General features: G+C 37.3%; 21 protein-coding genes. 13 read left to right on the top strand and 8 right to left on the bottom strand.

Annotated features, from left to right (window positions below):
* Window positions 1–124: 124 nt before the first annotated feature.
* Window positions 125–736 carry a hypothetical protein gene (locus H4K35_RS04970; RefSeq protein ID WP_182626280.1) on the bottom strand — a complete coding sequence of 204 codons (612 nt, stop codon included), beginning with the start codon at window positions 734–736 and terminating at the stop codon, window positions 125–127.
* Window positions 737–1039: 303 nt separating this feature from the next.
* On the opposite strand from H4K35_RS04970, the gene H4K35_RS04965 reads away from it, so the two are divergent.
* From H4K35_RS04965 to H4K35_RS04955, 3 genes are all read left to right on the top strand, one after another.
* Window positions 1040–1240, top strand: coding sequence for a hypothetical protein (locus tag H4K35_RS04965; protein ID WP_182626279.1), 201 nt, complete (start codon window positions 1040–1042; stop codon window positions 1238–1240).
* A gap of 117 nt (window positions 1241–1357) precedes the next feature.
* Complete coding sequence (locus tag H4K35_RS04960) at window positions 1358–1807, top strand: GNAT family N-acetyltransferase (RefSeq protein WP_182626278.1); 450 nt, start codon at window positions 1358–1360, stop codon at window positions 1805–1807.
* A gap of 6 nt (window positions 1808–1813) precedes the next feature.
* The gene (locus H4K35_RS04955) at window positions 1814–2374 is read left to right on the top strand and encodes an AraC family transcriptional regulator (protein WP_182626277.1); all 561 of its coding nucleotides are present in this window, start codon (window positions 1814–1816) and stop codon (window positions 2372–2374) included.
* A 20-nt stretch (window positions 2375–2394) separates the two neighbouring features.
* On the opposite strand, the gene H4K35_RS04950 is transcribed toward H4K35_RS04955, so the two are convergent.
* From H4K35_RS04950 to H4K35_RS04935, 4 genes are all read right to left on the bottom strand, one after another.
* The gene (locus H4K35_RS04950; RefSeq protein ID WP_182626276.1) at window positions 2395–2769 is read right to left on the bottom strand and encodes a DUF4258 domain-containing protein; all 375 of its coding nucleotides are present in this window, start codon (window positions 2767–2769) and stop codon (window positions 2395–2397) included.
* Window positions 2770–2831: 62 nt separating this feature from the next.
* The gene (locus H4K35_RS04945) at window positions 2832–4028 is read right to left on the bottom strand and encodes an alanine dehydrogenase (protein ID WP_182626275.1); all 1197 of its coding nucleotides are present in this window, start codon (window positions 4026–4028) and stop codon (window positions 2832–2834) included.
* A 10-nt stretch (window positions 4029–4038) separates the two neighbouring features.
* Window positions 4039–4455 carry a tRNA (adenosine(37)-N6)-threonylcarbamoyltransferase complex ATPase subunit type 1 TsaE gene (gene tsaE, locus H4K35_RS04940; RefSeq protein ID WP_182626274.1) on the bottom strand — a complete coding sequence of 139 codons (417 nt, stop codon included), beginning with the start codon at window positions 4453–4455 and terminating at the stop codon, window positions 4039–4041.
* Window positions 4456–6009 carry a PglZ domain-containing protein gene (locus tag H4K35_RS04935; protein WP_182626273.1) on the bottom strand — a complete coding sequence of 518 codons (1554 nt, stop codon included), beginning with the start codon at window positions 6007–6009 and terminating at the stop codon, window positions 4456–4458.
* A gap of 167 nt (window positions 6010–6176) precedes the next feature.
* On the opposite strand from H4K35_RS04935, the gene H4K35_RS04930 reads away from it, so the two are divergent.
* The 4 genes from H4K35_RS04930 to H4K35_RS04915 all read left to right on the top strand — a co-directional run bounded on the left by H4K35_RS04930 (window position 6177) and on the right by H4K35_RS04915 (window position 10158).
* A complete protein-coding gene (locus tag H4K35_RS04930; RefSeq protein ID WP_182626272.1) occupies window positions 6177–7172 on the top strand; it encodes a glycosyltransferase family 2 protein in 996 nt (331 codons plus the stop codon).
* A gap of 7 nt (window positions 7173–7179) precedes the next feature.
* The gene (gene coaE, locus H4K35_RS04925; protein ID WP_182626271.1) at window positions 7180–7779 is read left to right on the top strand and encodes a dephospho-CoA kinase; all 600 of its coding nucleotides are present in this window, start codon (window positions 7180–7182) and stop codon (window positions 7777–7779) included.
* 97 nt (window positions 7780–7876) lie between these two features.
* The gene (locus H4K35_RS04920; protein ID WP_255492365.1) at window positions 7877–9427 is read left to right on the top strand and encodes a sensor histidine kinase KdpD; all 1551 of its coding nucleotides are present in this window, start codon (window positions 7877–7879) and stop codon (window positions 9425–9427) included.
* 11 nt (window positions 9428–9438) lie between these two features.
* Entirely contained in the window at window positions 9439–10158 is a 720-nt protein-coding gene (locus tag H4K35_RS04915) for a response regulator transcription factor (RefSeq protein ID WP_002986137.1), read from the top strand.
* A 168-nt stretch (window positions 10159–10326) separates the two neighbouring features.
* Here the strand turns inward: H4K35_RS04915 and H4K35_RS04910 are convergent, their stop codons facing one another.
* From H4K35_RS04910 to H4K35_RS04900, 3 genes are read right to left on the bottom strand one after another with little or no spacing between them, the layout of a single operon-like run.
* Window positions 10327–11265 carry a LysR family transcriptional regulator gene (locus tag H4K35_RS04910; RefSeq protein ID WP_182626269.1) on the bottom strand — a complete coding sequence of 313 codons (939 nt, stop codon included), beginning with the start codon at window positions 11263–11265 and terminating at the stop codon, window positions 10327–10329.
* Window positions 11266–11306: 41 nt separating this feature from the next.
* Window positions 11307–11921: a hypothetical protein gene (locus H4K35_RS04905; protein ID WP_182626268.1), complete on the bottom strand. Its 615-nt coding sequence runs from the start codon at window positions 11919–11921 to the stop codon at window positions 11307–11309.
* Between the two features lie 14 nt (window positions 11922–11935).
* Window positions 11936–12433: an RNA polymerase sigma factor gene (locus H4K35_RS04900; RefSeq protein ID WP_182626267.1), complete on the bottom strand. Its 498-nt coding sequence runs from the start codon at window positions 12431–12433 to the stop codon at window positions 11936–11938.
* A 389-nt stretch (window positions 12434–12822) separates the two neighbouring features.
* Here H4K35_RS04900 and H4K35_RS04895 point away from each other — a divergent pair, with 389 nt between their 5' ends.
* The 6 genes from H4K35_RS04895 to H4K35_RS04870 all read left to right on the top strand — a co-directional run bounded on the left by H4K35_RS04895 (window position 12823) and on the right by H4K35_RS04870 (window position 20186).
* The gene (locus tag H4K35_RS04895) at window positions 12823–13473 is read left to right on the top strand and encodes a succinate dehydrogenase cytochrome b subunit (RefSeq protein ID WP_182626266.1); all 651 of its coding nucleotides are present in this window, start codon (window positions 12823–12825) and stop codon (window positions 13471–13473) included.
* Window positions 13474–13485: 12 nt separating this feature from the next.
* Window positions 13486–15405 (top strand): fumarate reductase/succinate dehydrogenase flavoprotein subunit, encoded by a 1920-nt coding sequence (locus tag H4K35_RS04890; RefSeq protein ID WP_182626265.1) that lies wholly within the window; start codon window positions 13486–13488, stop codon window positions 15403–15405.
* 7 nt (window positions 15406–15412) lie between these two features.
* Entirely contained in the window at window positions 15413–16168 is a 756-nt protein-coding gene (locus tag H4K35_RS04885) for a succinate dehydrogenase/fumarate reductase iron-sulfur subunit (RefSeq protein WP_182626264.1), read from the top strand.
* A gap of 4 nt (window positions 16169–16172) precedes the next feature.
* Window positions 16173–17363 (top strand): porin, encoded by a 1191-nt coding sequence (locus H4K35_RS04880; RefSeq protein ID WP_182626263.1) that lies wholly within the window; start codon window positions 16173–16175, stop codon window positions 17361–17363.
* Window positions 17364–17382: 19 nt separating this feature from the next.
* Window positions 17383–18813, top strand: a complete 1431-nt coding sequence (locus H4K35_RS04875; protein WP_182626262.1) for an anion permease — start codon at window positions 17383–17385, stop codon at window positions 18811–18813.
* Window positions 18814–18881: 68 nt separating this feature from the next.
* Window positions 18882–20186 carry a deoxyribodipyrimidine photo-lyase gene (locus tag H4K35_RS04870; RefSeq protein WP_182626261.1) on the top strand — a complete coding sequence of 435 codons (1305 nt, stop codon included), beginning with the start codon at window positions 18882–18884 and terminating at the stop codon, window positions 20184–20186.
* The last annotated feature ends 19 nt before the right edge of the window (window positions 20187–20205 follow it).

The following is a 20205-nucleotide window of genomic DNA, read 5'->3' as shown; positions in this document are numbered from 1 at the left end:
GCTGAGGTCTAGTGTCATTTTCATCAACGCTATTTTGTACGTGATACAACACCGAGTATATGCAAAAGTATAGGGATTTTTTTTAGCTAAAGAGCAAAGGGGGAGAAGTTCCCCTTTGCTTATTTTAAAAGGACAGCTTTATAATGCGGTCTAATTGACGTTTATCAATGGAGGTAGGCGCAGACTTGTATAGCTCTAACTTCAACAGGGAAACAATTGAAAAGAAATCCGTCGCTAGCACTTTATAGTACACTTCAAAATCGTGTTCCGTTTTTTCTTGCAGGTGTTTGATCTTTTTGCTCTCTTCCATTAAATTGCCTACGCAAGCCAATATTTGATCGAAAGTCTCCGAAGACGTGTGCATCTGTAAAAAACCAAACTCAAAAAGCAAATCTTGTAAGCTGTGTACCTCACGTTCTAAAGTTTTATCGTGACTCAAGTGCAACGTTAGCTTTTCTTTCTGTAAGATGGTGTTTAATTGCGTTAAAAAATGAAAAAACACCTCCTGTTTCTTTTCAAAAACCATCAAATTGCGCTCCCTTGATTCCTCGCTCTTCGTTTGTCCTTGCAAGAGCAATACCGTGATAATGGCCGTAATCACAACCCCTAATAAGGTGCCGAAAAATTGTGCCGGCAACGAACTGAGTTCAAAAATTTCAAAAGTAACTGCTGTAATTAGAAAAATAATCGTTAAAACAAGCACAGCAATACGAGATAAATTAGTTTTTTGTTTCATTATCAATAGGTTATATGTTAAGTGAATAACTAAATATCGAAGATTAAAGTACAACATATTTTGAATTGTACCTGCTATTTTTTAGCATTAAAAGAATATAAAATAGCATAATTGGATTATTAGTAAAAAAAAGCCCCTTTTTTTGTACTTCACACAATAAGACAAAAAATATTACGTTTTATGGGGGTAATTACCCTAAAATACTGAAGTATTAAAATAATATTAAAATATACAGCATAAACGTGTTTTACATAAAAAAAGAAGTATGTTTATGATGAAGTAAGATATTTAAAATATTGAGTTATGAAAACAAGAGTAATGTTGAACTATGCTAAGACTGTTTTAGAGAGCGTTAGTTTTGATTCGAAATTATTTTATAAAGAATTACAAAAAGCATTAAATCATTTAGTCCCTTATGATGTGGAGCAATTAGGTGAATGGGTAAATAGTTTCATACAAGAAAAACCAGAATTAAGAGATTCATTACATTTATTAAACGTATAAAGTGAAGCTACCTCCAACGGAGGTAGCTTTTTTTTATGTATAGGTTTTTCGTAAGCGATAGAGGATTCTATTGTTCGTCTGCTTTTTTTTATCTTTGGGAGTAAAATCAACCACATTATGAAAATACGCCCATATATAGAATCAGATAAAAATGCTTTACTTCAGTTAATCGAGTGGAATGTACCCTTGTATTTTGCAGCAGAAGAGGTGGCAGAATACAAGCGTTACTTAGAAGAAGAACTAGACCAATATTTTGTTGTTGAAGATGAAGGACAACTTGTAGGAGCAGGAGGAATCAATGTGTTAGTCAAAGAAAAAGAAGGTCGAATCAGTTGGGATATGGTTGCACCTGCTTTTCAGGGGAAGGGCATAGGACGCGCCTTGCTGTTGTATCGCTTGGGAATCTTACAAAAAATACCAGCAATTGACCGTATTCGCGTGCGTACCTCTCAAGTTGTATATCCCTTTTATGAAAAATACGGTTTTGTGACCAAGCAAATACAAAAAGACTTTTGGGCAGTGGGCTTAGACCTCTATGATATGGAGTTTGAACCACAAAAAAAATAACGCAGGATGAAACTATTTGTAAAAAATATGGTTTGTCATCGTTGCATACTTGCTGTAGAACAAATCTTTAAATCGATGCAATACACGCCTATAGCAATAAAATTGGGCGAAGTAGAATTGCAAGAGCAAGTGAAACCAGCAGATCTGGAACAAATAAGCCAAAAGCTAGAAGCCATCGGTTTTGAATTGCTCAATGATAAAGAACGACAAGGCGTTTCTCAAATCAAATCGCTACTCGTCGAACTGCTACAAGGTGAACAATTGGTTTTAGAAATGCCTTTGTCCACCTATTTGTCAACCAAGTTAAACAGAGAATACCTCTATTTAACACAGCTTTTTTCACAGCTGGAATCTACGACAATTGAACAGTATTTTATTCAGTTGAAAATAGAAAAAGTAAAAGAATTGCTGTTGTATGACGAATTGAGCTTAAAGGAAATTTCTTTTCGACTGAATTATAGTAGTGTAGCACATCTCAGTACACAATTTAAAAAGATAACTGGGATGACACCAACCGCATTCAAGCAACTCAGTCTTCCACATCGAAAGAAACTCGATCAATTATAAAAAGACAAAAGCCCTAATTATTAGGGCTTTGTTATATTTAAAAGTTTTACCTTATCCGTATAGTTGACCATTTTTATGGTAATAGGATCATTGTTGGCTGTTCGTCCGCTAATCACATAGAGCTTGCCGTCTTCGAAATCTACATTACTCTGATCAAAATTGACTTTTCCGTATTGCAAAGATTTTCTAACATCCTCTTCACCAACCCATCCTTCTTTGAAAATTTTTTCAGTATCAGCACTATAGTGAACGGGCTTGCTTCTCAAATCTTTTAACACTCTACAATTGGGTAAATAACAAAACTCTGTTTTCTTCTCTCCAAAAAAGTAAAATAAAAACATGCAGCCAATCAGTAGGCCAAACAAGTAGTATGCAAGTCGTTGTATAAAGCTCATTTTTTCAAAATTTGTACAAAAGTAGCAATATAGCTTTGTAAAACTAAATAATTGGCAAAAAATTAGAACGCAAAAAGGCGAATGTCTTTATAGTCTAGACCAAACCAGTCCGCTACCACTTTATTTGTGATCAATCCCTTATACGTGTAAATGCCTGATTTGAGAATATTATCCGTAAAAACAGTACCTTCAAGACTTCCATTATCTGCAAAATCCAACAGAAAAGGCGTAATAACATTGCTAATCGCCATAGAAGCAGTTTTGCAATAGCGCGAAGTAATATTAGGTACTCCGTAATGAATAACTTCGTATTTTCGTTGTGTTGGATGCTCATGTGTTGTCAATTCTGACGTTTCAAAACAACCGCCATTGTCAATGGCAACATCTATGATTACGGCATCTCTCTTCATGCTTTCTACCATGGTTTGCGTCACGACAATTGGTGATCGGTTTTTTCCTCGGATTGCGCCAATAGCTACATCACAACGCATCAAGGCTTTCAATAGTATTTTGTCTTGAATTGTTGAGGTTGAAACAGGAAATGGAAGATTGTTCTGTAAACGCCTCAATTTTTGGATGGAATTGTCGAATATACGCACATTGGCTCCCATGCTAATCGCCGTTTTAGCCGCGTATTCCGCAACAATGCCCGCACCTAAAATGACCACTTCTGTCGGAACAACGCCTGTGATATTACCCATGAGCAATCCCTTGCCCTGATTCGTTGTAGTCATCAACTCCGAAGCAATCTGGATGGAGGCAATTCCGGCAATTTCACTCAAAATACTCGTAGCGGGAAAAGAACCACTCTTGTCTTGAATAAACTCAAACCCAATGGCCGAGATCTTTTTCTTGGCTAACGCCTTAAAATAGGAAGGGTCTAATGTTTTTAACTGAATGGTTGACCACAATACGCTATGAGGCGTCATCTGTTTGATTTCCTCTAGGGTAGGAGGAACTACCTTGACCACTATTGGACAACCCAATACTTTTTTGGTATCCGTAGTAATTTCAGCCCCTGCTTTGCTGTATTCTAAATCACTGTAACTAGCTGCCTCACCAGCTCCTTTCTCAATTAAAACGCGATGGCCATAAGCATGTAGCGTTTGCACGGCTTCTGGTGTAATGCAGATGCGTTTCTCCAAGGTAAAATTCTCTTTGGGGACCCCAATGAATAACTCCCCTTTGCGCGGCTCAACAAGCAAACACTCCTCTTGTGGAAGGAACGATTTTTTAGAAAAAGGATATAATTTAGCCATACATTACAGTTTAAGCATTGGTAATTATTAATTTTCTAACCTGAGTATCTACAACTTCAATTTGGATGATACTGTGGTGATCGGGAATCAAATTAGGTGTCTTCTCCGGCCATTCAATGAAACACCAGTTTCCACTGTCTAAATACTCCTCAAAACCAAAGTCATACGCCTCTTCCTCTTCCTCTAAACGATACAGATCAAAATGGTACAAAGACGCAGTTGATTCGGGTATTTGGTACGCATTAACAATAGAAAACGTCGGACTACTCGTCATGTCAGTTATCTTTAATTGCTTCGCCAAAGCTTTGATAAAAGTCGTTTTTCCCGCACCCATAGGCGCCTCAAACAACACAATCTTATGCGTTAACAACGGTAAAACCGCTGCCGCTATTTTGTCTATTTCCTCAAGTTGATATATAAATTCCATTTATTTTGGATTTAAAATGATAAAAGGAACGATCATCTCTTCCAGTGAAATCCCCCCGTGTTGGTAGGTGTTTCTAAAATAAGATACATAGTGATTGTAATTATTTTGATAGGCTAAGAAACAATCATTCTTTGCAAAAATAAAGGAACTACTTAGATTTATAGCGGGAAGCTGTATCTTTTTTGGATCTTTAACCACATATACATCCTTTTTTTCAAAGGTTAAACTCTTGCCTGTTTTGTAACGGAGATTTAAACTTGTATTCTTATCACCAATAACCTTCGAAGGGGTATTGCAGTTTATGGTTCCGTGATCGGTGGTTATAATTAACTTAAAACCAGCTTGTTGTGCCTGTTGAATCACATCCAATAAAGTCGAATTTTTAAACCAACTCGTCGTCAAAGAACGATAGGCTTTATCATTAGATGCCAATTCTTTGATCACTTCCATTTCCGTTTTCGCATGAGACAACATATCGACAAAATTGTAAACAATGGTAATCAGTTGATTGTGTTTGATAGCGTTAAAATTATCAACTAATTTTCGCCCGTCTTTTTGTCCGACAATCTTGTAATATTCATTGGGTACTGTTAAGCGCAAACGCTGTAATTGTGCCTGTAAAAAATCGTTTTCATGGAGGTTTTTACCCCCTTCTTCAACGTCGTTTTTCCACCATTCAGGATGCATTTTTTCCATTTGTAGAGGTGTTAAACCCGAAAAAATAGCATTTCTCGCATATTGTGTCGTTGTCGGTAAAATAGAAAAAAACGTGTGTTCACTCTCAATTTTGTAATAATTCGATACGATGGGTTCAAACGAGCGCCATTGATCATAACGCATATTGTCTACGACAAGAAAGAGAATCTTATTATTCTCCTTTTTCAGTTCGGGAACCACCCATTTTTTGAATATTTCATGCGAAAAAGTCGGTCGATCCGCAGTGGAGTTGATCCAAGTTTCGTATTTCTTTTCAATGAATTTCCCAAATAAACTATTGGCTTCGCTTTTTTGTCCTTCTAAGATATTGATCAAATTTTGATCCTCAATATCTTCGAGCTTAGCCTCCCAAAAAAGGAGCTTTCGGTAAAGGGAAATCCAGTCTTCATAAGTGTTGATCGACATTAAATCCATCGCTATATTGCGGAATTCTTTCTGATAACTCAAGGAAGATTTTTCAGAAACAATGCGGGAATCGTCTAAATTCTTTTTTAAACACAACAGAATTTGATTGGGATTCACAGGTTTGATTAAATAATCTGCGATTTTGGCGCCAATTGCCTCTTCCATAATGTATTCTTCTTCACTTTTTGTGATCATCACAATGGGAAGACTACTTTTGAGGCTTTTGATTTCGTTTAGCGTCTCCAATCCCGTTAATCCCGGCATGTTCTCGTCGAGAAAAACAATGTCATAATGATGTTGCGTTACCAGATCTATAGCATCAGCTCCATTGGTAGCTTTGGTCACGGCATAGCCTTTTTTTTCTAAAAAGATAATATGAGGTTTTAATAAGTCAATTTCATCATCAACCCAAAGTATATTAATTGCATTCATATAATAAAGTTTCGAATATTTAAAATCAATTACAGTTAGATGGTCTACTTTTTCAGAAAGTTTACACTTTATAACGTAAAAAATATAAATAATGTACATAAATATAAGGAGTAAATTTTGTATTCCAATTTAGGAAGCGATATTTTTGTTGCTATATTAAGAAGATCATGCATTATTCGTTTATTATACCTGTTTACAATCGACCAGATGAAACGGATGAATTGTTGGCTAGCTTAGCGAAGCAAACTTTTCAAGGCCCTTTTGAAGTGGTGATTGTAGAAGATGGATCGACTATTGATTCGCGATTTGTCGTGGAGAAATACCAAGATCAATTGGATATCGCCTACTACTATAAAAGTAATTCAGGACCGGGGGATTCGAGAAACTACGGTATGACAAAGGCAAAAGGAGAGTACTACATCATCTTAGACTCTGACTGTATCATTCCCCAAGGGTATTTAGCAACAGTAGATCACTATTTGAACGAGCACTATGTCGATTGTTTCGGCGGACCCGATGAAGCCTTGTCTAGCTTTACCCCTGTGCAAAAAGCAATTAACTTTTCCATGACTTCTTTCCTCACCACTGGTGGGATTAGAGGAGGATCTGAGCGATTGAGTAAATTTCAACCCCGCAGTTTTAATATGGGGATTTCTAAAAAAGCATACCAAGCCTCTGGTGGATTTGGCAAAATTCACCCAGGTGAAGATCCCGATTTAACGATCCGTCTCTGGAACTTAGGTTTTGACACCCAACTCTTTCCCAAGGCTTATGTCTACCATAAACGCAGAATCGATTGGAAAAAATTTTATACCCAAGTTCATAAGTTTGGAAAGGCGAGACCAATTCTCAATCAGCGTTATCCACAATATGCTAAAATGACGTATTGGTTCCCCAGTTTGTTTATTGGTGGCCTTTTTATAAGTCTTTTACTCCTATTTGTGGGTTTTTGTTCAGTATTTTCTCTATATTTATTTTATTTTTTCTCTGTTTTTGTGATATCTTTGTTAAAAGAGAAGAGTTTTAAGGTTTCGTTCTTGTCGATTTGTGCAGTTTTTGTGCAATTTTATGGGTATGGTACGGGATTTGTTAAATCAAATTATATCCTGCACGTGTTGAAAAAACAACCCGAAATAGGAATGCCAGAAATGTTTTTTAAATAAGATAGAAATGAGTATCGTTGTAGGACTAACAGGAGGAATCGGTAGTGGAAAAACTACAGTAGCTAAATTGTTTGCAAAACAGGGGATTCCCATTTATATTGCCGACGAAAGAGCACGAGAGATCATGGATCGCCCAGATGTGGTACAAGCTGTACAACAAATCTTTACAACCTCCGTTATTACTGAACGCGGTTTGTTAGATCGCGCAAAAATTAAACAACTTGTCTTTGATCAAAAAGAACTGTTGCAACAGCTCAATCAGGTGGTTCATCCTCGAGTGAAGGAGGATTTTGACCAATGGTTAGATCAACATAAGCATGCACCTATTGTGATGAAAGAAAGTGCAATTTTGTTTGAAAATGGATTGGAGCATACTTGCGACCTAATCGTGCTTGTAGTTGCACCTGAAGAAGTTAGAATTGAGCGAGTGATGGCCCGAGATGGAGTCTCAAAAGAACAAGTCCAAAAAATTATAAATAATCAAATGAAAGACGAAGAAAAGGTAAAAAGAAGTCAATATATAATTGAAAATAATAACAAAAAATCAATTGAAAGTGATATTATTTCGATAATACGTGACATTAATTTAAAAAATCATTTAATTTAATCGGTTAATTTTATGTTAACTACTAGGGAATATATATTATTAATCATAATTTTGAATTGCGATGAATAAATTACGATTTAGGATACTTGTCGGTATAATGAGTTTTTCATTGATTGGCATCATCATCGTACAATTATATTGGATTGTTAGTTCGTACAACAATAACGAGGAACAGTTTAAATACCACGTCCAACAAGTGATTGGAAATGTGTCGAACGCCATCGAACAAAATGAAGCGATGGAGTTCTACAAAATGTACAACAATATTGTAGATAGTATTGGCGAACCGCCAAAGCAAAGTGAATTAAAAGAGATCGTTATTTATCAACGCAATCCCATAACCAACGAATCAGTGTTTTATTCGAACACACTGATTTTGGAAGATTTTAATTTGCGAAGTTCGTTCTTTGACAAGAGAGCCGATAGTACAAACATAAAAAGTTTTGTAGCTAGACGTAAAACCGAGATTCACAAAGGAAATTCCTTTGATCGAGGGAGTGATAATTTGCATCAAAATTATCCAGATGAGGTAATCGAAAAATCTGGAAATTTAGACGTTTTAGATAAAGCACAGTTTGAGATTTATTTCAAAGACATCGTGGCGCTAAAACGAGTAGATGAGAGAATTTCTAAGGAAAAACTCAACGAATTATTACAAAACGAGCTACATCAATACGGAGTAAATGCCAAATTTGAATTTGGTGTTTACAACAAAGGACTGGCAACTAAAATTAAGTCAGATGAATTCGAATACAGCGAAGGATCTACTTATGGGGTGCCTATTCTAAAAAATAATGACGGAAAAAGTAAGTATCACTTGTATGTAACTTTTCCAGAGAAGAGTAAGTATTTATTCTCTTCATTAATTGGAATTACATTTTTGTCAATCTTATTCACAGTTGTTATTATTGCAGCTTATTTGAATGCGATCAATCAGTTGATTAAGCAAAAACAGATTTCAGAAATGAAAACGGATTTTATCAACAATATGACGCATGAGTTTAAAACGCCAATAGCAACGATTAACCTAGCGTTGGATGCGATAAAAAATCCCAAGGTGATCGATAAACCAGAAATGGTCGAGCGATACCTCAATATGATTCGGGAAGAAAATAAACGCATGCACGCCCAAGTGGAAAACGTGCTTCGCATATCCAAACTCGAAAAGAAAGAGTTTGAAGCAGATAAAGAAGCCGTCGATATTCACGAAGTTATCGAATCTGCAGTAGATCACGTAAGCCTGATCGTTCAAGATAGAGGAGGAGAAATTAACCTACATCTCGACGCTAGAAGATCCGATATACTAGGAAATGAATTCCATTTGACCAGTGTGATGGTGAATATGTTAGACAATGCAATAAAATACTCAAAAGAAAGACCAATCATTGATGTGTATACAGAAAATATCAAAGATTTTATCTTGATAAAAGTTGTCGATCAAGGAGTGGGGATGAGTAAAAATGCACAAAAGAGAATTTTTGATAAATTCTATCGCGAGCATACCGGTGACTTACACGATGTGAAAGGACATGGATTGGGGTTAGCTTACGTACAGCAAATCGTAGAAGACCACAATGCACAAGTATATGTTGAAAGTGAAAAAGGTAAAGGAAGTACGTTCATTATTAAAATGCCATTAATAAATTAATCAATATATATATGGAAACAACAAACAACAAAAAGATTCTATTAGTCGAGGACGATCCAAACTTTGGAGCGATCTTGAAAGATTACTTAGCCATCAATGACTTTGAAGTTACGTTAGCTAAGAATGGAATGGAAGGATTTGAAAAGTTCAAACGCGACACTTTCGATCTTTGTATTCTAGATGTGATGATGCCTTACAAAGACGGGTTTACTTTAGCCAAGGAAATCCGTGACAAAAACAAGGAAGTGCCTATTATTTTCTTAACTGCAAAATCGATGAAAGAGGATGTGTTAAGAGGATATAAAGTAGGAGCTGACGATTACTTAAACAAACCTTTTGATTCTGAAGTGTTGTTGATGAAAATCAAGGCAATTATTCACAGAAAAACATCTGAAGTAAAAACAGATAACACGAAATTCGAATTCCAAATCGGTAAATTTCATTTGAATTCTAAATTGAGATTCTTAACATTCCAAGACCAAGAACCAATTAAGTTGTCCCCAAAAGAAAATGAATTACTGAAATTATTGGCAATTTACGAAAACGATTTAATGCCAAGAGAAGTTGCTTTAACGAAAATCTGGAGAGATGATAACTATTTCACTTCTCGTAGTATGGACGTTTATATCGCAAAATTGAGAAAATATTTAAAATTAGACGAAGCTGTTGAGATTTTAAATATCCACGGAGAAGGATTCCGTTTGGTAGTAAAAGGTGAAGGTGAAGAGTAATCTTCCCAACTAACATAAAAGGGAGTAAGATCTAATTCTTACTCCCTTTTTTTATTTTGTATTCGTTGCGTTTGCTTTAGATTTGATTGGAGAATTTTATTTCCTGTATCGATTGCCTCGGTATTGTCAACTGTTCTCCTTGATAATGGTAGAGGCTTGTTGAGAATTTTATTTTTTCTTCGGACTGATAATCTTGACGTCCTGAAAGGCAATTGCCCCGCGAATAACGCTCAATATGGTGTCGTATAGCGCTTGAATGATCTGTAGCTTTAAGTCGTTGGACGTGTGTATTAAGCTGATTTCTCTTGCAGGTTGTGGCGATTCAAAAGGCAGGAGGTTCTTTTGATCCTCACTGTTGAGTTGAAGCGTGTGTAAGTAGGGTAATAAAGTGTAACCCAAACCTTCTTTAGACAATTGAATTAAGGTTTCAAAGCTACCACTCTCTAAGGAGAACGGGCGATCAGCGTCCGCAGTTTTGTTTTTACAGATATTGATGATACCATCCCGAAAGCAGTGTCCGTCTTGTAAAAGCAATAACTTTTTTAGATCGAGTTGATCCGTTGTAATTTTATCGCCAAATTCACTTTGTAATTGTTGGGGGATATAACCGATAAAAGGCTCGTAATACAGCACTTTTTCTCTAATATCCTCTAGTTCTAATGGCGTAGCAACAATGGCAGCATCCAAATACCCACCTTTGAGCCTGCTGATGATTTCTTCCGTGGTGTACTCCTCAATAATTAAATGGACTTTTGGAAACTTACTGACAAAAGTTTTAATAAACATAGGTAATAGTGTTGGTGTAACAGTGGGGATGATTCCCAACTTAAATTCACCTCCAATAAAGCCTTTTTCTTGGTCAATAATATCTTTGATTCGATTGGATTCGTTTAAAATTTTATGTGCTTGTTGAATAATCACTTCGCCAATTGCTGTCAGTTGAATCGGTTTTGTGGTGCGATCAAAAATTTGAACACCCAATTCCTCCTCTAATTTTTGGATTTGCATACTCAAGGTCGGCTGAGTCACAAAAGATTTTTCTGCTGCAAGAGTGAAATTTTTGTGCTCTGCAACAGCTAAGGCATATTGTAATTGCGTGATAGTCATAGCTTGAATTATAAGGTAAAATGAGTATCCAAGATACAAATTTAATTCTCTATCTTCTCAAGTTCCTGATAATTTTTCATCAAGCGTTTAGTCAAAATTCCGTAAACCACGCGATAGTACAACCAGATGATTACGAAGAAAATCAAAAATAAAAAAGTGAACAACCCAAGAATATAGGTGTAATACTTCCAACTGTGGGAGGTATCGGCATCTGAGCTCAAAATACTAATAATGGCAAAAAGGGATAAAATCGAGATTAATGAAATATTGATGGCAATATAGTAATTGACCATTCTCTTGGTTTGGAGAATCTGTTTCATTAAATTTTTAGTGCTATCTGCTACGCAAATTTTGCGGTATTTCGTGTAAAATAGAAAGATGAATACCAAGGAAATAAAGCCACTGAGGTAGTCAATATTATTGACAATTAGCTCAAATATAGGATTGTTTTTTTCTTGTAAATCAGTACTTTCTTCATTAAATAGGAAAAAACTTGCCAAGTTGAGACAAAGAAACTCAATAACGCTAATAATAAATATCCACATGACGATTGAAGATGATTTCTTGTGAATCATCTTCTTGATTTCGTCTTTGGAAATCTTTGGAAAGTTTTGGTTAGCGTTCCAGTGTTTTTTTAATAAATCAAGTTCATTCATGATATCGTGTATCCTTACGGATTTAGTATTTTTTTTAATTTGCTTTTAATTCGGTTCATTTTTACCCTAGCATTCACTTCACTAATTCCTAGTGTTTCTGCGATTTCTTCATAGGTTTTGCTTTCGAGATACAAGAATACCAATGCTTTGTCAATATCATTTAATTGATGAAGCGCTTTGTACATTAATTTGAGTTGTTGTTCTTCCTCTTCGTTGTACTCGTTATAGTGAAAATGGTGAATCATTGGATCATAACTCGTGGTGCTAATTTGGCGCGTTTTCTTTCGAAATAGCGAAATAGCCGTGTTTAGTCCGATTCGATAAGCCCAGGTTGTAAATTTTGATTCCCCTCTAAAGCCAGGGTATGCTTTCCATAGTTGAATGGAGATCTCTTGAAACAAATCTTTATGAGCAGATTCCTCATCTGTGTATAGCCGACAGATTTTGTGGATGAGATTTTGATGCTCATCCAAAAGGCTAACAAACTCTAATTCAAGACTTTTTTGTTTCATAGTATAATTAGATGTCCAACTATGATAATTGTTACATTTTTAGGAAAATATTTTTTTTAATTTCATGGTCAAGATAGCACTTTTATACCGGAATCGCTGCATTGTAAGGCATATAGAGGCGTTGCTAATTTAAATTCATTCTGTATTGTTTTAAAAAAAAATGAAATTGATTAATTTTTTGATAAATGTTTCTAATAATTAGTAATTTTAGTATTAATTATGTGTGATTGTAGGTGGTGGTTTTAGAAAGTTATCTGTTTATTTTAAATATTAAGATAAAAAAGATAAGTGAAAATCCTTTTTTGGTACTATTTGTGTGGTTTTTATTATCGTTCCAATCGATAGAATTATACATCCGTTCATGAATTAATTATTAAAACAAAAATAAGATGAATACACTCTCAAGAAAGATTGTAATGGCAGGGACTGGGTTGTTTCTGTGTTTCTTTTTACTGATTCACTTTTTGGGAAACACTCAGTTGTTTCTGGAACCCGAACAAGCACAGCTAAGCTTTAATGCTTATTCCCATTTTTTAACGGGTAATCCGCTGGTAAAAGCGGTGTCTTATGTGCTTTACTTGTCCATTTTAGGACATGCGATTTACGCGCTTATTATCACCTCAAAAAACCAAAAAGCTGGAGGAACCTACAAACGCGACAGAAGAGGTAGGGCTAGCAAATGGTATAGCAGGAATATGGGGGTTTTAGGTGTGATCATTTTAATCTTCCTTGTGCTTCACTTTCAGAACTTTTGGTATGTCTACAAATTTGGTAGCATTGGTTTAGACGCCAATGGCAATAAAGATTTATATACGGTAGTGGTGACTGCCTTTCAAGAGTTATGGCTAGTTGTAGTTTATGTTATTGCTATGATCGCACTGGCGTACCACCTGATTCACGGCATCCACAGTGGCGTGCGTACACTCGGGCTATTTCACCCCAAATACGTGCGTTGGATTAACGCCTTCGGTGTTGCCTATGCCGTTATCCTATGTGTTGGATTCGCTTTGATGCCCATTTATATTTATATCACCCATTAATACAAGCTTGTTATGAAATTAGATGCAAAAATTCCTGAAGGACCATTAGAAGAAAAATGGTTTAACTATAAAAAGAATGCTCGTTTGGTCAATCCAGCAAACAGAAAAAAACTGGATGTAATTGTAATTGGAACGGGGTTAGCTGGTAGTTCTGTAGCGGCTTCTTTAGGTGAAATGGGGTATAATGTAAAATCGTTTTGCTTTCAAGATACGCCACGTCGCGCGCACTCCGTAGCGGCCCAAGGAGGAGTGAATGCTGCCAAAAACTACAAAAATGACGGGGATAGTATTTATCGAATGTTCGTCGATACGCTAAAAGGGGGGGACTTTAGAGCCAGAGAGGCCAATGTTTATCGCCTAGCAGAGTGTTCGGTTAACTTAATTGATCAAGCAGTTGCTCAAGGGGTTCCCTTTGGTAGAGAATACGGCGGTTATTTGAACAATAGATCCTTTGGAGGGGTACAGGTGAGTAGAACATTTTACGCCCGTGGACAAACGGGACAACAGTTGTTGTTGGGTACCTACCAAGCCCTGATGCGTCAGGTCAATAAGAAAACTGTTGAGCTGTACTCTTCACATGAAATGTTGGATTTGGTGGTGATCGATGGAAAAGCAAGAGGTGTAATTGTGAGAAACCTAGAAACAGGAGAAATTGAAAGACATGCCGCTCACGCCGTTGTACTTGCAACGGGTGGATTCGGTAAAATATATTATTTATCTACCTTAGCCATGGGATGTAATGGTTCTGCAATTTGGCGTGCCCATAAAAAAGGAGCTTTCTTCGCTTCGCCTAGCTGGACGCAAATTCACCCAACATCTTTACCTCAATCTGGAGATTATCAATCGAAGTTGACCCTAATGTCAGAATCACTGCGCAACGACGGTCGTATTTGGGTGCCTAAAAACCTAAATGAAACCAGACTCGCCAATGATATTCCCGAAGAAGAACGCGACTACTATTTAGAAAGACGCTATCCTGCTTTTGGAAACTTAGCGCCGCGTGATATTTCATCTCGTGCAGCCAAAGAGCGCATCGATGCTGGTTTTGGAGTAGGACCGTTGAAAAATGCGGTTTACTTGGATTTCTCTAAGGCAATCAAAGAGCAAGGACAGGCGAAAATCGCTGAAAAATACGGCAACTTATTTACCATGTATGAAAAAATTACAGGGTCAAATGCCTACAAAGAACCGATGATGATTTCGCCAGCGGCTCACTTCTCTATGGGAGGCTTATGGGTAGACTATGAGTTAATGACAACCATCCCAGGATTATTTGCTTTAGGTGAAGCTAATTTTGCGGACCATGGCGCAAATCGTTTGGGAGCAAACTCACTGTTGCAAGCTTCAGTAGATGGGTATTTTATAGCACCTTATACCATTGCTAACTACTTGGCCGATCAAATTAGGGTGGGGAAAATTGAAACAGATCACCCAGCGTTTGAAAAAGCAGAACAAGAAGTCAAAGACAAATTGGAAAATCTCTTGAAAATTAAAGGCGATAAGACAGTGGATTACTACCACAAAAAATTGGGAAAACTCCTGTATGATTATTGTGGTTTAGCCCGTACAAAAGAAGGGTTGACGTTTGCCATTGAGGAAATTAAAAAATTGAGAGCCGAATTTTATACGAATGTACACGTTCCTGGAACTAATGCTACGATTAACTCAGAGCTAGAAAAAGCGGGGCGCGTAGCAGATTACTTGGAAATCGGAACGCTTATGTGTTATGATGCTTTAACCCGTGATGAATCTTGTGGAGCGCATTTCAGAGAGGAATACCAAACCGAAGAAGGGGAAGCTGCTCGTAACGATGAGCAATTCCAATTTATTTCTGCTTGGGAGTGGCCGGGATCTTTGGATCAGGAACCCATTTTAAATAAAGAAGAATTAACATTTGAATACGTCAAACCAACTATCCGTAGTTATAAATAATAGGGCTATGAAATTGAATCTTAAAATATGGAGACAAAAAGATCGCAAATCTGAAGGTAAATTAGTGGATTATGCGATAGATAATGTGAATACACATATGTCTTTCTTAGAAATGTTGGACACATTAAATGAACAACTAATTTCTAAAAAAGAGGAACCTATTGAATTTGATCACGACTGTAGAGAGGGGATTTGCGGACAATGTGGGGTGGTGATTAACGGAAACGCACATGGACCTTTAGAAAATACAACGACTTGTCAATTGCATATGCGCGAGTTTAAAGATGGAGAAACCATTCTAATTGAACCATTTAAGGCTGCTGGATTTCCTGTTAAAAAGGATTTGAAAGTAGATCGCACAGCTTTTGACCGCATCATATCTGCCGGAGGCTATGTATCGGTGAATACCGGACAAGCTCCAGAAGCAAATACCATCCCCGTTTCTCATGAAACAGCAGAAGCTGCCTTTGATTCTGCCGCTTGTATCGGATGTGGTGCTTGTGTGGCAACGTGTAAAAACGGTAGTGCCGCTTTGTTTACTTCAGCAAAGATTACCCAATTAGCCTTGTTGCCTCAATTGCAACAAGAGCGAAAAGAACGTGCCTTGCACATGATTATGCAAATGGATGAAGAGGGATTTGGACATTGTTCTAATACAGAAGCCTGTGAGGTTGAATGCCCTCAGGGAATTTCGGTGTTGAATATTGCCCGTATGAATTATGAATACAATCGAGCAAGTTTTCTCAAGTTTAAAAAGAAATGATAAAATGAAAAGTAAAATTGAGGTTTTAAAAAGCCTATTTCTCTTTGGAATAGGCTTGTGTACTGCAGTAAGTAGTTGGGCACAGGAGAGGGAAATGGTACAAGATACAATTCGCGTATTTGAAGAAAAAATAGTCTTACATAATACGACGCAAACGTATCCTCAATTTAAAGTAGGAGGTGTTTTTCAAGCGCGCTATTTGGATAATTTTAAACGAGGCGTAGATATTAATGGAATGCATTATGGCGATGGGGATGGAACGAATAATTCCTTTGAAGTTAAGCGAATGCGCGTTTCGATGAACGCCAAAATAACCGAAAATTTAGAAGTTGTAGCGTTGGTGAATTTGGCAGATTTTAAGTCAGATCCCAAGACAAAAGTATTGGAAAATGCCTATGCAAAGTATACGTTGAATCGTTATTTGCAATTTACAGTTGGTCAGTTTAGACCGCTGTTTGGCGTAGAGGAAACCTATCCTGTTGACGTTGTAAAATCCATTGACTATTCCAATTCCTACTACTTATTTGGCGATAATGGTTGGACGAGCTTCCAAATTGGTGCCGCAGTAACAGGAAGTGTGGACTTAGGGAAAATTCCTATGAGTTACGGTCTTTCAGTAACCAATGGAAATGGTAAAAACAAGACAGATAATGACGACGGCAAACACTATTCGAGCCGTTTGTTGTTCAATGTCGATCCCAAGCACAAAATTAATGTGGGAATTAGTGGTGGACTAGGAGAGGTACAACGCCAAACGGTGTATGCCGTGGGCGCAGAAGCAACGGCTTTCTTCCCGCTGAGTGATCGTTGGAGCATTGACTTCCAGCTCGAAGCCAAGCAAGGTACAAATCACTTTATGTTTTTTAATCAAGCCGTCGATGAGCGCGTAGGCGTAATGAAGGATTATTTGATGAAAAGTTTCTACATTTTGCCGAATATACGATATGAATTAGGAGAAAAACGCTTGCAAACCATCGAATTTGCCTGCCGTTATGAGTATTTAGACGCTAGTGCGCACCTCAATTCGAACGCAAGACAAACCTGGGTTCCCATGGTCAGTTTAGAATTTTTAAAGAATTATGGTGCTCGCTTACAAGTGGGAATGCAAATTGACAATTTTAAGACGAATGTAGAACAAACGAAATCTTATAATTCTAACCTTGCCTTCATCCAATTTCAATGCCGATTACAATAACTATTAAAACGGTTCTTCTATGAAAGAAGTACACCTAAAAAAACTTGGAATCACATTAATTGTAGGCTTGTTATTGTGGTTTTGTCCAATTCCAGAGGGGGTTACATTAGAAGCATGGCATTTATTTGCCATTTTTGTCAGCACTATTTTAGGGATTATTCTAAAAGCTGCACCAATGGGTACTATGTGTATGATTGCCGTGGGACTCACTGCTTTTTTTCAGCTTTTAGCTCCTGGAAATGCAGGAAAATCCATCGCATTAAGTCTACAGGGGTTTGGGGATAAAGTAATTTGGTTAATCGGAATCTCATTCTTTATTGCTCGTGGCTTTATCAAAACAGGATTGGGAAATCGAATAGCCTATCTGTTTATTCGCACATTCGGTAAAAGTACGTTGGGATTAGCGTATGGATTAGGGCTGGCAGATTTAGTATTGGCACCAGCGATCCCAAGTAATACTGCCCGGGGTGGTGGTATTATTTATCCCATTATGAAATCCATGGCGATGAACTTTGGTTCAGATCCATCTAAAGAAGAAACAAAGAAAAAAGTAGGTTCTTTTTTAACGTTAAATTGTTATTATCTCAATCTGATTACCTCGGCAATGTTCTTAACAGGAACGGCGAGTAATCCGATGTGTCAAAAATTTGCAGCTGATATGGGGATCCATATTAGCTGGATGGACTGGGCAATTGCAGGCTTCGTACCTGGAATCATAGCCTTTATTATCACGCCTCTGGTGTTGTATAAAATTTACCCGCCTGAATTAAAGAAAACAGGTGATGCTCCTAAGATTGCCCTAGCAAAACTAAAAGAAATGGGTAAATTATCCCTGTCAGAAAAGTTGATGTTACTGACTTTCTTTATCTTGCTTTTTTTGTGGATTACCGGAGATTTATTTACCATTGATGCCACAACAACTGCTTTTATTGGTCTCTCTATCCTATTGTTAACCTCTGTATTAACGTGGGAGGATGTCAAATCTGAAAAAGGAGCTTGGGATACGGTTGTTTGGTTTGCGGTTTTAGTTATGATGGCTAGTTCGTTAAATACCCTTGGTTTCATTGGTTGGTTTAGCGATTTAATCAAAGTGCAAATGGGGGGAATTGGCTGGCATTATGCCTATCCTTTACTCGTCATAGTCTACTTTTTTAGTCACTATATCTTTGCTAGTGCCACAGCCCATGTAGCAGCCATGTATGCCGCCTTGTTGGGGGTGGGACTATCATTAGGTGTACCTCCGATGCTTTTGGCGTTGACCCTCGGTTTTATGGGCTCTATATACGGTACACTAACACATTATGGACACGGTCCAGCTCCCGTGTTTTTTGGTAGTGGTTATGTTGAATTAAAGGCTTGGTGGAGCTATGGCTTGTGCATCGGACTTTTGCTTTTGGCTGTTTATTTGATACTCGGTACAACATGGTTGAGTATTATTGGCTATTTTTAAATAAAAAAAGTTATATTTAAAGACCCTTTATTTCAAAAAGTAAAGGGTCTTTTTACTAGACTTATTGTATGGAAGAAATTGTAGTATTTTGGTTTAGAAGAGATCTTCGCTTGCACGATAATGTAGGCTTATATCACGCTATACAATCAGGAAAAAAAGTCTTGCCTCTTTTTATTTTTGACACGGATATTTTAGCGCAATTTCCCGATAGAAATGACAAGCGCATCCCTTACATCTATGGCGCATTAGAACAGCTGAACGCAGAATTGAATGCACTCACTAGTCAAATGTTTTTTTACTGTGATACGGTGCTGCATTCATTTGAACAACTAACAGCTACTTATGCTATTCAGGCCGTTTATACCAATGAGGATTACGAACCATTAACCCAGCAACGCGATGCTGAGGTAGAAGCCTTTTTAAGGGGGAAGAACATTGGTTTTTACGCGTTCAAAGATCAAGTTATTTTTCGTGCGGATGAATTGCTGAAGAGCGATCAAACGCCTTATAAGGTATATACGCCTTATGCAAAATTGTGGAGAAATTCGCTGACCAAGCAACACCTAAACGCGTGGACAATCCCGTTAAAAGAAACGCATTTTCTTCCCAAAACAAAGGGAAATACGATGCCTAGTTTATCGGATTTAGGTTATGTGGAGGGGAATAACCCTCGATTTGTCCCTCCAGTTTTCGATCGATCTATTATTCAAAACTATACGGAAAACCGCGACTATCCAGCCTTGGATGCAACAACGCATTTGGGAATGGCCATTCGATTTGGTACCGTTTCTATTCGCGCCTGTGTAGCACAAGCACTAGTTGATAACGATACGTGGTTAAGTCAATTGATTTGGCGAGAGTTTTTTACTTCAATTTTATATCATTATCCGCATTCGGCTCGCTGGTGTTTTAAAAGAGAGTACGAAAAAATCGCTTGGAGAAATAACGAAGCAGAATTTGAGTTGTGGTGTAAAGGAGAAACAGGCTATCCCTTGGTTGATGCAGGAATGCGTGAATTGAATCAAACGGGGTATATGCACAATCGCGTGCGCATGGTGGTGGCTAGTTTTTTAGTCAAACACTTGTTGATTGATTGGCGTTGGGGAGAGGCGTATTTTGCGCAAAAGTTAAATGATTACGATTTAGCACTAAACGTTGGAAACTGGCAATGGGCAGCAGGATGTGGTTGTGATGCCGCGCCTTATTTTCGCATTTTTAATCCCACCGAACAACAAAAAAAATTTGACAAAGATGGACAGTATATCAAGCGATGGTTGCCCGAAGATCTAGAGGGATTATACAGGGCGCCAATTGTCGACCACAAGCTAGCTAGAGAACGAGCATTGCTAGCGTTTAAACAAGCATTGAAATAAAAAACACATAAATTCTATA

This window comes from Myroides sp. NP-2 (assembly GCF_014145665.1).
Lineage (GTDB): Bacteria > Bacteroidota > Bacteroidia > Flavobacteriales > Flavobacteriaceae > Flavobacterium.
The sequence above is the reverse complement of the archived record's forward strand: the minus strand, read 5'-3'. Positions and strand labels throughout refer to the sequence as shown.

Coding starts and splice junctions, on each gene's coding strand:
- H4K35_RS04895 (WP_182626266.1), top strand. CDS start 12,823: ATGAATACACTCTCAAGAAAGATTGTAATGGCAGGGACTGGGTTGTTT.
- H4K35_RS04890 (WP_182626265.1), top strand. CDS start 13,486: ATGAAATTAGATGCAAAAATTCCTGAAGGACCATTAGAAGAAAAATGG.
- H4K35_RS04870 (WP_182626261.1), top strand. CDS start 18,882: ATGGAAGAAATTGTAGTATTTTGGTTTAGAAGAGATCTTCGCTTGCAC.
- H4K35_RS04915 (WP_002986137.1), top strand. CDS start 9,439: ATGGAAACAACAAACAACAAAAAGATTCTATTAGTCGAGGACGATCCA.
- H4K35_RS04910 (WP_182626269.1), bottom strand. CDS start 11,265: ATGACTATCACGCAATTACAATATGCCTTAGCTGTTGCAGAGCACAAA.
- H4K35_RS04900 (WP_182626267.1), bottom strand. CDS start 12,433: ATGAAACAAAAAAGTCTTGAATTAGAGTTTGTTAGCCTTTTGGATGAG.
- H4K35_RS04950 (WP_182626276.1), bottom strand. CDS start 2,769: ATGAGCTTTATACAACGACTTGCATACTACTTGTTTGGCCTACTGATT.
- H4K35_RS04885 (WP_182626264.1), top strand. CDS start 15,413: ATGAAATTGAATCTTAAAATATGGAGACAAAAAGATCGCAAATCTGAA.
- H4K35_RS04875 (WP_182626262.1), top strand. CDS start 17,383: ATGAAAGAAGTACACCTAAAAAAACTTGGAATCACATTAATTGTAGGC.
- coaE (WP_182626271.1), top strand. CDS start 7,180: ATGAGTATCGTTGTAGGACTAACAGGAGGAATCGGTAGTGGAAAAACT.
- H4K35_RS04945 (WP_182626275.1), bottom strand. CDS start 4,028: ATGGCTAAATTATATCCTTTTTCTAAAAAATCGTTCCTTCCACAAGAG.
- H4K35_RS04935 (WP_182626273.1), bottom strand. CDS start 6,009: ATGAATGCAATTAATATACTTTGGGTTGATGATGAAATTGACTTATTA.
- H4K35_RS04920 (WP_255492365.1), top strand. CDS start 7,877: ATGAGTTTTTCATTGATTGGCATCATCATCGTACAATTATATTGGATT.
- H4K35_RS04930 (WP_182626272.1), top strand. CDS start 6,177: ATGCATTATTCGTTTATTATACCTGTTTACAATCGACCAGATGAAACG.
- H4K35_RS04965 (WP_182626279.1), top strand. CDS start 1,040: ATGAAAACAAGAGTAATGTTGAACTATGCTAAGACTGTTTTAGAGAGC.
- H4K35_RS04970 (WP_182626280.1), bottom strand. CDS start 736: ATGAAACAAAAAACTAATTTATCTCGTATTGCTGTGCTTGTTTTAACG.
- H4K35_RS04905 (WP_182626268.1), bottom strand. CDS start 11,921: ATGAATGAACTTGATTTATTAAAAAAACACTGGAACGCTAACCAAAAC.
- H4K35_RS04880 (WP_182626263.1), top strand. CDS start 16,173: ATGAAAAGTAAAATTGAGGTTTTAAAAAGCCTATTTCTCTTTGGAATA.
- tsaE (WP_182626274.1), bottom strand. CDS start 4,455: ATGGAATTTATATATCAACTTGAGGAAATAGACAAAATAGCGGCAGCG.
- H4K35_RS04960 (WP_182626278.1), top strand. CDS start 1,358: ATGAAAATACGCCCATATATAGAATCAGATAAAAATGCTTTACTTCAG.
- H4K35_RS04955 (WP_182626277.1), top strand. CDS start 1,814: ATGAAACTATTTGTAAAAAATATGGTTTGTCATCGTTGCATACTTGCT.